Origin of the sequence: Bittarella massiliensis (ex Durand et al. 2017) (assembly GCF_009876955.1) — a bacterium.
GTDB lineage: Bacteria > Bacillota > Clostridia > Oscillospirales > Ruminococcaceae > Bittarella > Bittarella massiliensis.
Genome location: NZ_WWVY01000001.1, coordinates 233,199 through 244,851, shown reverse-complemented (window position 1 = coordinate 244,851; position 11,653 = coordinate 233,199). Strand labels below are relative to the sequence as shown.

Annotated in this window: 11 protein-coding genes; 4 read left to right on the top strand and 7 right to left on the bottom strand. The window is 64.9% G+C overall.

From position 1 onward, the window contains the following. Positions 1 to 423 precede the first annotated feature (423 nt). Positions 424 to 1,353, top strand: coding sequence for a homoserine O-acetyltransferase MetA (gene metA, locus GT748_RS01130; protein ID WP_021661044.1), 930 nt, complete (start codon positions 424 to 426; stop codon positions 1,351 to 1,353). An 88-nt stretch (positions 1,354 to 1,441) separates the two neighbouring features. Here the strand turns inward: metA and GT748_RS01125 are convergent, their stop codons facing one another. Next, positions 1,442 to 1,759 (bottom strand): hypothetical protein, encoded by a 318-nt coding sequence (locus GT748_RS01125; protein ID WP_044993274.1) that lies wholly within the window; start codon positions 1,757 to 1,759, stop codon positions 1,442 to 1,444. Positions 1,760 to 1,935: 176 nt separating this feature from the next. On the opposite strand from GT748_RS01125, the gene GT748_RS01120 reads away from it, so the two are divergent. Together GT748_RS01120 and GT748_RS01115 are read left to right on the top strand one after the other, a co-directional pair. After that, positions 1,936 to 2,130 carry a hypothetical protein gene (locus tag GT748_RS01120; protein WP_021661042.1) on the top strand — a complete coding sequence of 65 codons (195 nt, stop codon included), beginning with the start codon at positions 1,936 to 1,938 and terminating at the stop codon, positions 2,128 to 2,130. A gap of 135 nt (positions 2,131 to 2,265) precedes the next feature. Next, on the top strand, positions 2,266 to 2,727 hold the full coding sequence (locus GT748_RS01115; RefSeq protein ID WP_161213372.1) for a hypothetical protein: 462 nt from the start codon (positions 2,266 to 2,268) through the stop codon (positions 2,725 to 2,727). A 77-nt stretch (positions 2,728 to 2,804) separates the two neighbouring features. On the opposite strand, the gene GT748_RS01110 is transcribed toward GT748_RS01115, so the two are convergent. Genes GT748_RS01110 through GT748_RS01100 form a run of 3 tightly spaced genes read right to left on the bottom strand, consistent with a single transcriptional unit; the run spans position 2,805 to position 4,204 of the window. Next, complete coding sequence (locus GT748_RS01110; RefSeq protein ID WP_192926571.1) at positions 2,805 to 3,476, bottom strand: sigma-70 family RNA polymerase sigma factor; 672 nt, start codon at positions 3,474 to 3,476, stop codon at positions 2,805 to 2,807. Continuing rightward, a complete protein-coding gene (gene spoIIAB / locus GT748_RS01105) occupies positions 3,442 to 3,882 on the bottom strand; it encodes an anti-sigma F factor (protein ID WP_044993271.1) in 441 nt (146 codons plus the stop codon). The genes GT748_RS01110 and spoIIAB overlap by 35 nt, the downstream gene beginning before the upstream one ends. Before the next feature lie 16 nt (positions 3,883 to 3,898). Beyond that, positions 3,899 to 4,204 carry an STAS domain-containing protein gene (locus tag GT748_RS01100; RefSeq protein WP_021661037.1) on the bottom strand — a complete coding sequence of 102 codons (306 nt, stop codon included), beginning with the start codon at positions 4,202 to 4,204 and terminating at the stop codon, positions 3,899 to 3,901. Positions 4,205 to 4,527: 323 nt separating this feature from the next. On the opposite strand from GT748_RS01100, the gene GT748_RS01095 reads away from it, so the two are divergent. Further along, positions 4,528 to 5,385: an AraC family transcriptional regulator gene (locus GT748_RS01095; RefSeq protein ID WP_044993268.1), complete on the top strand. Its 858-nt coding sequence runs from the start codon at positions 4,528 to 4,530 to the stop codon at positions 5,383 to 5,385. Between the two features lie 509 nt (positions 5,386 to 5,894). Here the strand turns inward: GT748_RS01095 and GT748_RS01090 are convergent. From GT748_RS01090 to GT748_RS01080, 3 genes are all read right to left on the bottom strand, one after another. Continuing rightward, the gene (locus GT748_RS01090) at positions 5,895 to 7,196 is read right to left on the bottom strand and encodes a bifunctional folylpolyglutamate synthase/dihydrofolate synthase (RefSeq protein ID WP_073261386.1); all 1,302 of its coding nucleotides are present in this window, start codon (positions 7,194 to 7,196) and stop codon (positions 5,895 to 5,897) included. Positions 7,197 to 7,312: 116 nt separating this feature from the next. Beyond that, positions 7,313 to 9,928: a valine--tRNA ligase gene (locus GT748_RS01085; RefSeq protein ID WP_021659825.1), complete on the bottom strand. Its 2,616-nt coding sequence runs from the start codon at positions 9,926 to 9,928 to the stop codon at positions 7,313 to 7,315. 149 nt (positions 9,929 to 10,077) lie between these two features. Then, on the bottom strand, positions 10,078 to 11,583 hold the full coding sequence (locus GT748_RS01080; RefSeq protein WP_044992762.1) for an FAD-dependent oxidoreductase: 1,506 nt from the start codon (positions 11,581 to 11,583) through the stop codon (positions 10,078 to 10,080). Positions 11,584 to 11,653 lie beyond the last annotated feature (70 nt).

The window sequence follows — 11,653 nt, the reverse complement described above, 5'->3', positions numbered from 1 at the left end:
TTTTCAAGGTCCGTTCGGCATCTCGCCGTGCCTTTTATTATATCTCGCTGCCTTCTTTTTGTCAACCCCTTTTTTCTCCCCTCTCGGCTCGAATCTCGGGGCCCACTCCTCGGAAACCGCACTCCCGTGCGCTTCCCCCGCGGACAGCTTTTGTATAATACCATGACCTCCTCTTGCTGTCAATAGATTTTCGCCAGCTTTTTTCACTTTTTTGCGGGGTTATACACAAGGTAATCATTTTCCCCTTTTTGCAGCGGGATTCGGGGGGATTTTCTACCGTTCGTCAACTTTCTCCCCCCTCTTCCCCTTCCCTGCCCCGGCGGCCGATCGCGCTTTGCAATCGGGGCAGAGCTGTGCTATACTTTTCCCATTCGCTCAAAGGGGGCCTTTGCCCCTACTATATAAGAGAAAGGAGAGCGGCTCATGCCCATCAACATACCCGCCAGCCTGCCGGCGGCGGAAACCCTCATTTCGGAGAACATCTTCATCATGACCCAGGAGCGGGCGGTGAGCCAGGACATCCGCCCCCTGCGCATCGCGATCCTCAACCTGATGCCCAAGAAGATCGAGACCGAGACCCAGCTGCTGCGGGTGCTCTCCAACTCGCCCATCCAGGTGGATGTGGAGTTGGTGCAGACGGTGACCCACGTGTCCAAAAACACCCCGGGGGATCACCTGCTGAAATTCTACAAGAGCTTTGAGGACATTCGGGACGAGCGCTTCGACGGGATGATCATCACCGGGGCCCCGGTGGAGCAGCTCCCCTTTGAAGAGGTGGACTACTGGGAGGAGCTCTGCGAGCTGATGGAGTGGAGCAAGTCCCACGTCTACTCCACCTTTCACATCTGCTGGGGGGCGCAGGCGGGGCTCTACTACCACTACGGCATCGACAAGGTGCCCCTGGCGCAGAAGCAGTTCGGCCTCTTTCACCACCGGGTGCTGCAGCCGGAGCACCCGCTGCTGACCGGCTTTGACGAGTGCTTCCTGGCCCCCCACTCCCGCCACACCGGGCTGCGGCGGGAGGACATCCTGGCGCGGCCGGAGCTGGAGCTGCTCACCGACTCGGAGGAGGCGGGGGTGCACATCATCGCCAGCAAAAACGGGCGGCAGTTCTTTGTCACCGGCCACTCGGAGTACGACCGCTACACCCTGCGGGGCGAGTACCTGCGGGACCGGGAGGCAGGGCTGCCCACCGCGCCCCCCTGCAACTACTTCGCCGGGGACGACCCGGCGGGCGAGGTGCCCTTTGTCTGGCGCTCCCACGGGAGCCTGCTCTACACCAACTGGCTCAACTACTTTGTCTACCAGCGCACCCCCTACCACCTGGAGGAGTTGCGGCAGCTGGAAATCTAGACGGTCACAGCAAAACAGCGCCCTCTCCCGGCCGCAGCAGTGCGGCGGGGGGTGGGGGCTGTTCTGTAAAGCAGAGGGCGCAGGCCCCTCACAGGTAGGAGAGGTCGTCGATTTGGTCGAAGAGTTGGCACTCGAGCGCTTTGAGGGCCTTGATCCCCTCCTGCCGGCCTTGCCAGCGCCCCTCGGCCACCCCCTCCTCGAAGGCGTGGAGGTACTCCTGCTCCTCGCAGACGAGGAGGACGTGCACCAACTGCTCGTAGAGGCGGGCAGGCTCGCCCCCTATCTGGTTGAAGGCGCGCTCGATTTCGTTCCACTGGGCGACGGCCCGCCGGTAGCTGGGGGAGTGCCGCCGCCGGCCCTCGAAAAAGGGTCGACTCTGCCGGTATGCCTTTTTGATGCTGTTCATCCCCATCCCCTCCCCCCACAGGATAGCGCGGCGGGAAGGTATCCGTCCAGTGTCGCGGCTGCCCCCGCCTGTGTCATCAAATATGATACTACTTTTGATTATAGAAATATCCCTCCATTTTGAATATGATAAAACCATGGCATGAAACGGGCAGGATGGAGAGGGGACGGTAGGCGATGGGCTTTGAACTCAAAGCAATCAGTTATAAACGGGCGGACGTCGCTCTGACCACCCGCTTTACAGAGCCCCTCTACGAGCAGCTCTGCGCCCTCAAAAAGCACACCGGCGTCCCCCTCAACTCCATTGTCCTGCAAGCCTGTGAGTATGCCCTCAAAGACCTGCCGGAAGAAATCAAGATGCCCTATAAGTAAAGAGTAGGACCCATCAGAGAGACCGCACCGCCGAAACCGGCGGTCTCTTTTTTTAAAAAACGCCCTCTTGTGGAAAGGGGAAGAGGAGGGTATAATGGAGGCAAACTTGTCCTTGCAAGAGGGGGGGGAAAGAGGATGGACAACGAACAACTACTCCAGCAAATCGGCGGCATGTTCGGCCAGGTCAACCAGCAGATGGGAGAGCTGGCCGGTCAGATGGGCCAGTTGAGCCGGCGGATGGACGCCATGGAGACGCGACTCAACCAGCGGATGGACACGCTGGAGAGCCAGCTCACCGAGCGGCTGGATGGCATTGATGAACGCCTCGATGGCATCGATGAGCGGCTCGACCGGGTAGAAATCCGGCTTGACAGCGTAGAGGGGCGGCTCGATCAGGTAGAAGAGACCTTGACCCGGGTGGCGGTGACCCAGGAAAACGTGGTCCTGCCCGCCCTGAAACAGCTGGCGGAGGGGCACGAGGAGCTCACCCGGCAGATTGGCGTGGTGTCCACCCAGGTGGAGAGAAACACCGAGACCATCGAACTGCACACAGTGCAGATCGCGGGGTTGCAGGAAAAGGTGAAGGCCCTGGCCTAGCGCTCCCCCCTCCATTAAAATACATACAAAGCGCCCCGGCAGACAGTCTGGTCTGCCGGGGCGCTCTTTTTTTGCAGTCATTCGGCAAGCATCTCCCGCAGGCGGGAGAGGATCTTCTTCTCCCTGCGGGAGACCTGCACCTGGGTCATGGAGAGGGCCTTCCCCACGTCGGCCTGGGTCTTTTCCTGAAAGTAGCGCAGCACCACGATCTGCCGCTCCACCGGTTCCAGGCGACCCACCACCTCCCGCAGGGAGAGGCTGTCGGTGATCTTCTCCTCGCAGCAGGGGACCGGGATGTCGATGGTCTGGCCGGTCTCGTCCCCGGCGGTAAGGGAGACGGTGGGGTTGTAGATGCCGATGGCCTCGACGATCTTCTCCTCCTCAATCCCCAGGGCCTGGGAGAGCTCGGCGATGGTGGGCTCCTCCCCCCGCTGGTGGGTCATGAGTTCCCGCTGGCGGGCCACCTTGAGGGAGACCTCTTTGAGGCTGCGGGAGACCTTGACGGCCCCCCCGTCCCGAAAGAGCCGCTTGATCTCCCCCAAAATCACCGGGACGGCATAGGTGGAGAACTTGTACCCCAGGCTGGGGTCAAAGCCGTCGCAGGCCTTGATGAGGCCCATACACCCGGCCTGGTAGAGGTCGTCGTACTCCACCCCCCGCCCCCGGAACCTGCCCGCACAGGCGTGGACGAGGCCGAGGTTTTCCTCTACGAACTTATCTCGCTGCTTTGCTGGCGATGCGCTTTTCAAGATAGACGCTGGTCCCCTTTCCGGACGTACTTCTCACCTGCAGACGGTCGGTGAACGCCTCCATAACCGCAAAGCCCATCCCCGCGCGCTCCCCGGTGTCGCAGGTGGTGTAGAGGGGCTCCATGGCCCGCTCGATGTCGGGGATGCCGCAGCCGGCGTCCCGGATGATGATGCGCACCCGGTTGTCGGGATAGATTTTTGCCGTTATGTAGATTTTGCCGATGCAGTCTTTGTACCCGTGGACCACGCAGTTGGTCACCGCCTCGGAGACGGCGGTCTTGATGTCGCTGATCTCCTCCACCGTGGGGTCGAGCTGGGCGATGAAGGCCGCCACCGCCACCCGGGCAAAGGACTCGTTCTGGGAGCGGCTCTCAAAGGCCAGCTTCATTTCATTTGTCGGTTTCACTTCCTGGTTTCCTCCTCTATTCGATTCTGACGAGCTTGTCCAACCCCGAGAGGAGCAGGATCCGCCGGATGGCCCCCTTGGCCCCCTGCACCCGCAGCTCGCCCCCCTGTTGCTGCATGGTCCGATAGCGGCCCATGACCAGACCGATCCCCGAGGAGTCCATAAAGGTGATGCCGGAGAAGTCCAGCACCAGCAGTTTGGGGCCGAGGGACGCCACCCGCTCGTCGATGGAATCGCGAAAATAGCGGGCGGAGTGGTGGTCGATCTCCCCCTCTAAAAAGGCGGTGAGGGCCTCGCGGTCCCCCTGCAAGTTCACATTCATCTGCGCACCTCCCGCGCGTGTTCTCCGGGCGCGACGCCCGGGCAGGGCCTGTCCCTCTTCGGGATTTAGTAAAAAAGAGAGGACATCCCCTGGAATACCTCTATCCTACGGGATGTCCTCTGCAATTTTTGCCGAAACGGGGGCCTCTGCCCCGGTTTCCATTTTTCCCCGCCCGCTGCCGTCGCAGAGACCGGGCGATGTGGTAGAATGGTGTCGACAGACATCCCCCAGTCGCCGGGCGGACAGAAGAGAGCAGGTTCTATCGGGTCTCTCCCCCAGCGATGCGGTATGATGGGGACACACAGACAGAGGAGGCGGTTTTAGTGGACTGGGTCGCGGGGATCGGCAGGGCCATCGACTACATCGAGGGGCATCTCGACGGCGAACTCACAATGGAGAAGATCGCGGGGCAGGCGCTGCTCTCCCCCTTTTACTTTCAGCGGGGGTTCTGCATGCTCTGCGGCTTTTCGGTGGGCGAGTACATCCGGCTGCGGCGGCTCTCCCTGGCCGGGAGCGAGCTGGCCTCCACCGACGCCCGGGTCATCGACCTGGCCCTCAAGTACGGCTACGAGTCCCCAGACAGCTTTACCAAGGCCTTTGCCCGGTTTCACGGTGCCACCCCCACGGCTGTGCGCAGGGGCGGGGCGACGGTCCGGACCTTTGCCCCGCTAAAACTCAAATTTTCACTGAAAGGCGGTCCCAGCATGGAGTACAAAATTGTCGACAGAGATTCCTTTCCCGTTTTGGGGGTGTCGGAGACCTTCTCCTACGAGGGGGCGGACCGGGCCATCCCGCAGTTTTGGACGGAGCACTTTGCCAGCGGCCGGGGGGCGGTGGTGCAGGGCACCTACGGCATCTGCATTGACGAGCCGATGGAGGGCGATCGGTTTGAATACCTGATTGCGGACGACTGCCCGCCAAACACCGCCGCGCCGGAGGGGTTTGTGGTCCGGGAGATACCGGCCCACCGCTGGGCGGTGTTCCCCTGCAAGGGGGCGATGCCCCAGGCCCTGCACCGGGTGCACGAACAGGTCTTTTCCGAGTGGCTGCCCACCTGCGGGGACTATGAAATCGCCGCGGGCTACAACATCGAGTGGTACAGCGACCCCGCGCAGTTCCCCAAGGGGATGGACGACGAAGCCTACCTCAGCGAAATCTGGATCCCCGTCAGGCGAAAGTAGGGACTTTGCCAAAGGGGCGAGGGGGAGAGCAGCAACTGCTCTCCCCCTCGCCCCTTTTTTTGCTGTCTCCCCCGCCGGCAAAGCGGCCGGTCCCGCTCCCCCTGGACCCAGATTGCACCCTCTCCTTCTGCCGCAGGGGCGCCCATCTACGAGGGCCAATCGAAAAGCGCCGTCCAGGTGGGAAAGACTCCCTCCACCCGCTGCCCGAGCGGCAAGGTGGTCCTCTATCTGTGGATGGGCCGCTCCCCCACTCAATAGCCGGGAGAAAAGGCCACACTTCGCCCGCCAAGTAGAGGGAGCCATAGTCAGCCAGCAATCCCTCGAGCGACGGCTCTACACAGGCGACCAGGGTCTCCTCCAGCGAGCCACCAAAGCAACGCGGCTTTGAGAGAGCTACCAAGTAGAGCCGAACAGGCAAGCGCCCTAAAGAGGTAAGTTTCACCTCTTCCCGGCCACCCCACCAAAACCCGCGCCAATTTTCCCTGCTGCCCGAGCGGTGAGGTGGTCTTCTACCTGTTGGGCGTCCTCTCTCCCCTTCCCATGGCCAAAAGGAGGGGCCGCGCCTCGCTCGCCAGGTAGAGGGAGCCGCAGACGGCCAGCAATCCCGCGGGCGGCAGCTCGGCGCGGGCAGCGGCCAGGGCCTCTTCCAGCGAGGCGCAGGGGGTGGCGGGCAGCCCCTGGGCGGCAAAGGCGGCGGCCAGTTGGGCGGGGTCGGCCGCCCGCTCGCTGGGGGGCGCCACCAGGTAGAGGGCGTCGAAGGCCCCGGCCAGCGAGCGGCCGATCTCCGGCGCGTCCTTGTCCCGCAAAAGGCCGGTGACCGCCACCTTGCGGGGGGCGTCCTGGGCGGCGACCACCCGGCAGAAGGCCGCCATCCCCGCCGGGTTGTGGGCCCCGTCGAGCAGGAGGGTGGGCCGCTCCCCCAGCCGCTCGCAGCGGGCGGGGAAGCGGACGGCGGCCAGCCCCGCCCGGATCGCCGTCTGGGAGATCGCCAGCCCCTGAGCGGCGAGGACGCGCAGCACCTCGATGGCGGTGAGGGCGTTTTGCAGCTGGTACTCCCCCGCCAGGGAGAGGGCGTAGGGCAGCCCCCGGTAGGCAAAGGTGCTGCCGGAGAGGCCGCTTCTCGCCACCCGGAGGGCTTCCGGGTCCGGGAGAAAGAGGGGGGAACCCCGCCGGGCGCACTGCGCGCGGATGACGGCCAGGGCCGCCGCATCCTGCCCGGCGCAGCAGACCACCGGCGCGCCCCCCTTGATGATGCCGCACTTGCGCTCCGCGATGGCGGCGGTGGTGGGGCCGAGGGCGGCGGTATGGTCCAGGCTGATGGGGGTGATAGCGCAGCAGAGGGGGGCGGGGATGACGTTGGTGGCGTCGGTGTCGCCCCCCATCCCCACCTCCAGGCAGACCAGGTCCACCCCCTCGGCGGCAAACCACAAAAAGGCGATGGCAGTGTCGATTTCAAACTCGCTGGCGTAGAGGCCCTCTCCCTCCATCGCATCGCAGACGGTCTTCACCCGCTCGGTGAGGGCGGCCAGGGCGGCGGGGGGGATCATCTCCCCGTCGATTTGAAAGCGCTCGCGGAACTCGAGGACAAAGGGGGAGACATTTCGCCCCACCCGGTATCCGGCGGCCTGCAGGGCGGCGGCCACCATGGCGGTGGTGGAGCCCTTGCCGTTGGTGCCGGTGACATGGACGCAGCGCAGCCGGTCCTGGGGGTCGCCCAGCCGGCGCATCAGCTCCCGCATCCGCGCGAGGCCGGGTTTGGGCAGGCCCCGGCGGCGGCCGTGGATATAAGCGAGGGCCTGTTCATAGGTCATGGTGTACCTCCCTTTCTCCGCCCTAGGGGCGGGCAAAAAAAGTGCGGGCGGCGGGAAGGCCCGCCGCCCGCACAGGGCAATTTGGCAGTTTGGCAGTGAGGGCGCAGAGAGGGGCGCTAGAGGGCGGCCAGGCTCTCCTCCACCTTTTTGAGCCGCTCCTGGGCGCGGGCCAACTTCTCGCGCTCGGAGTCCACCACGTTCTGGGGAGCGCGGCTGACAAACTTTTCATTTTGCAGCTTGCCGGTGAGGCTGGCGATCTCCTTCTCACAGCCCAGCTTCTCCTTCTCCAGGCGCTGGCGCTCCTTCTCCCGGTCCACCAGGTCGTCCATCGGCATCCCGATCTTGGCCTCGGCGGTGATGGCCATCACCATCCCCTCCAATTCCAGCTGGGGGGCGACGGCCACCTCGCTGGCGGAGGCCAGGCGCTTGATGAACTCCTCCCCCTGAGAGAAGACTTCGACCCGCTCGGTCTCGATAAAGACCTTGGCCTTTTTGGAGGGGGGGACCTGCAGCTCGCTGCGGCGGTTGCGGATGGCGCGGATGGCCTTCATGATGATCTCGAACTGCTCCTCCTCTCTGGCAAAGGAGAGGGCGGGGTCGTAGACCGGCCAGGGGGCGGTCATGATGCTCTCCCCCTGGTGGGGCAGGGCCTGCCAGATCTCCTCGGTGATGAAGGGGGCGAAGGGGTGCAGCAGCTTCATGGTGCCCTCAAAGAGGGTGCAGAGGACCCGCAGGGCGTTTTTCTTCTGCTCGCCGCCGGCCTGCAGCCGCAGCTTGACGATTTCGATGTACCAGTCGCAGACGATGTCCCAGACGAACTCATTGACCTTGCCCAGGGCGATGCCCAGCTCGAACTTGTCGATGTTCTGGGTCACCTGGCGGACGATCTCGTTGTACTTGCTCAACACCCACTTGTCCTCGATCTCCAGCTCGCTGGGGAGGCCGGGTTCCAGCTCCTCGTCGCTCAGGTTCATGAGGATGAAGCGGGCGGCGTTCCAGATCTTGTTGCAGAAGTTGCGGCTGGCCATGATCTTGTCGTCGGAGAAGCGCATGTCATTTCCGGGGCTGTTGCCGGTGGCCAGGGTGAGGCGGAGGGCGTCGGCCCCGTACTGGGCAATGACCTCCAGCGGGTCGATGCCGTTGCCCAGGGACTTGGACATCTTGCGGCCCTGGGCGTCGCGCACCAGGCCGTGGATGAAGACGGTCTTAAAGGGGACCTCCCCCATCTGCTCGATGGAGCTGAAGATCATCCGGGCCACCCAGAAGAAGATGATGTCGTAGCCGGTGACCAGGGTGTCGGTGGGGAAGAAGTAGTCCAGCTCGGGGGTCTTGTCCGGCCAGCCCAGGGTGGAAAACGGCCAGAGGGCGGAGGAGAACCATGTGTCCAGGGTGTCCTCGTCCTGCCGGAGCTTGCCGCCGCAGTGGGGGCAGCAGGCGGGCTCTTCCCGGGCGACGATGGTCTCGCCGCAGCCGTCGCAGTAGTAGGCGGGGATGCGGTGGCCCCACCACAGCTGGCGGGAGATGCACCAGTCGCGGATGTTCTCCATCCAGTTGTAATAGGTCTTGTCAAAGCGGGCGGGGACAAACTGGGTCTCCCCCTCCCGCACGGCCTTGATGGCGGGGGCGGCCAGCTCCTCCATCTTCACGAACCACTGCTTGCTGACCATCGGCTCGACGGTGGTGCCGCAGCGGTAGCAGGTGCCCACGTTGTGGGTGTGATCCTCGATGCGCACCAGGTAGCCGCCGGCTTCCAGGTCGGCGACAATGGCCTTGCGGGCCTCGTAGCGGTCCATCCCGGCGTACTTGCCGGCGCACTCGGCCATGTGGCCGTCCTCGGTCATGACGTTGATGATGGGCAGGTCGTGGCGGGCGCCCACCTCAAAGTCGTTGGGGTCGTGGGCGGGGGTGATCTTCACCACGCCGGTGCCGAACTCCCGGTCGACGTACTCGTCGGCCACCACCGGGATCTCCTTGTCCACCAGGGGGAGGATGACCGATTTACCCACGCAGTCGCGGTAGCGCTCGTCCTCGGGGTGGACGGCCAGGGCGGTGTCGCCGAGCATGGTCTCGGGGCGGGTGGTGGCGATCTCCATGTAGCCGCTGCCGTCGGCAAAGGGGTAGCGGATGTGCCAGAAGTGGCCGGCCTGCTCCTCGTACTCCACCTCCGCATCGGAGATGGAGGTCTTGCAGTGGGGGCACCAGTTGATGATCCGCTCCCCCTGGTAGATGAGCCCCTTCTCGTAGAGGCGGCAGAACACCTCGCGCACCGCCTTGGAGCAGCCCTCGTCGAGGGTGAAGCGCTCGCGCTCCCAGTCGCAGGAGGAGCCGAGCTTTTTCAGCTGCTCGATGATGCGGCTGCCGAACTTCTCCTTCCACTCCCAGGCGCGCTCCAAAAAGCCCTCGCGGCCCAGGTCCTCCTTGGTCAGCCCCTCCTGGCGCATGGCCTCGACGATCTTGGCCTCGGTGGCGATGGAGGCGTGGTCGGTCCCCGGCAGCCAGAGCGCCTCGTACCCCTGCATCCGCTTGTAGCGAATGAGGATGTCCTGGAAGGTCTCGTCCAGGGCGTGGCCCATGTGGAGCTGCCCGGTGATGTTCGGCGGGGGGATGACGATGGTGTACGGCTTTTTATCGGGATCGGGTTCGGCGTGGAAATACCCGCCGGAGAGCCAGAAGTCGTAAATGCGGTCCTCGACCTGCCCCGGGTCGTATTTCTTGTCGAGCTCTTTACGCATGGCGCAGATGCCTCCTCAATTCTCTAATAGTCTTATTATGAGTGCGCGGCCCAGCCTTGTCAATAGCCGACAAAAGATTGCGGCGGGTTTTGTCGATTCGGTGAAAAAGAAAGGGGGAAACAGCGCGCCGGCGGGGCAGGATCTCCCCTCTATTCCCCCTTTTCGGGGGGCAGCTCCACCCGGGCAAGGGGGGTGTCGGCGGGGCCGCAGAGGACCTCGCCGTCCACCGAGAAGCGGGAGCCGTGGCAGGGGCAGTCCCAACTGGTCTCGGCGGCGTTCCAGTGGAGGGCGCAGCCCAGGTGGGTGCAGGTGAGGGAGACCAGGTGCAGCTCCCCCTCCTCATCCCGGTAAGCCCCGCATCGGCGGCCGCCGATGCGCACCACCGACGCCTGTCCGGGGCGGGTCGGAAGGTCCCCGGTGGGGCGCAGCCGCTCCCCCACCCAGTAGGCGGCGGTGGCCGCCCCCTCCTTTATATAGGAAAAGGAGCAGATGTCGCTGTGGCGGGCCGGGTCGTAGAGGGGTGAGGGGGCTCCAGACGGTTCGAGACAGCGCCCGGCCAGATAGAGGCCGGCGGCGGTGCCGGCGGTCATCCCCCACTTGCCAAAGCCCGCGCAGAAGAGGACCCGGGGGTCGCCCCTGTCCACCTCGCCGGCATAGGGCAGCTCGTCGGGGGTGCGGTAGTCCTGGGCGGCCCAGCGCCAGACAAATTTCCCCAGGGAAAAGTGGCGCAGGCCGTAGAGTTGCAGGGTAGAGAACTCATCCCCCGCCGTCCGCCCGGTGCGACAGGTCTCCCCCGCCACCACCAGCACCGGGCGGTCGTCCCGGTCGCGGCAGACCGCCAGCGAGCGCACCGGCTCCTCGGCGCTGATGTACTGGCCCCAAAAGGGCTCGCCCTCGAGCCGGGCGGCCACGGCGTAGGAGCGCGTCGGGTAGAGCCGGGTGAAGTAGAGCCCCTTCCCCTCGTACAGGGGGTAGTGGGTGCAGAGGAGCACCTGCCCGGCGCGGATGCGGCTGCCGTTTTCCGCCGTGAGGGTGACGCCGCCGGCCTGCTTTTCCAGCTTGGCCACAGGGATCTGTTCGCAGATGGTACAGCCCGCCTTGGCCGCGCGGGCAGCCACCCCCTCCAGGTAGCGCACCGGGTTGAGGGTGGCCTCGCCGTCGGCGCGCAGGGCCAGCTCCACCCGCAGGGGGGCGGGCAGGCGGTTGACCGCGGCCAGGGGGAAGTCCAGCCGCTGGGCGAGGGCGGCCAGCCGCTGCAACTCGTCCACCGTGGCGGGGGTCTGGCTGTACAGATAGGAGGGGGCCTCGCTCAGGCGGCAGGGGATCTGGTGCTCCGCCACCATCCGGCGGACAAAGGCGGCCCCCCGCTTGTTCTCCGCCAGATAGACGGCGGCCATCTTCGGCCCGTAGCGGTCAGAGATAGTGAGCAGCCGGGTGCCGTGCAGACAGCTGAGCTTGCCGGTGTTGTAGCCGCTGGTGCCGCCGCCGATCCGCCCCCTCTCCAATAGCGCCACCGACCGGCCCGCCCGGGCCAGTTGATAGGCGGCGGTGACCCCTGCAACGCCGGCCCCCACCACGGCAAACTCCACCTCAAGGTCCCGCTGCAGGGGCGGGTAGGCCGTCCCCCGGGGAAGGTCGCTCCAAAATGCCTGCAAACCGATCACTCCTTCTTTCAAGTGCTGCGCCCATGCGGGGCGCTCCTCTCCATCAGTCTGGGTCGGGTGG

Excerpts from the sequence above, each read along its gene's own strand:
- metA (WP_021661044.1), top strand. The coding sequence starts at position 424 with ATGCCCATCAACATACCCGCCAGCCTGCCGGCGGCGGAAACCCTCATT.
- GT748_RS01125 (WP_044993274.1), bottom strand. The coding sequence starts at position 1,759 with ATGAACAGCATCAAAAAGGCATACCGGCAGAGTCGACCCTTTTTCGAG.
- GT748_RS01120 (WP_021661042.1), top strand. The coding sequence starts at position 1,936 with ATGGGCTTTGAACTCAAAGCAATCAGTTATAAACGGGCGGACGTCGCT.
- GT748_RS01115 (WP_161213372.1), top strand. The coding sequence starts at position 2,266 with ATGGACAACGAACAACTACTCCAGCAAATCGGCGGCATGTTCGGCCAG.
- GT748_RS01100 (WP_021661037.1), bottom strand. The coding sequence starts at position 4,204 with ATGAATGTGAACTTGCAGGGGGACCGCGAGGCCCTCACCGCCTTTTTA.
- GT748_RS01090 (WP_073261386.1), bottom strand. The coding sequence starts at position 7,196 with ATGACCTATGAACAGGCCCTCGCTTATATCCACGGCCGCCGCCGGGGC.
- GT748_RS01085 (WP_021659825.1), bottom strand. The coding sequence starts at position 9,928 with ATGCGTAAAGAGCTCGACAAGAAATACGACCCGGGGCAGGTCGAGGAC.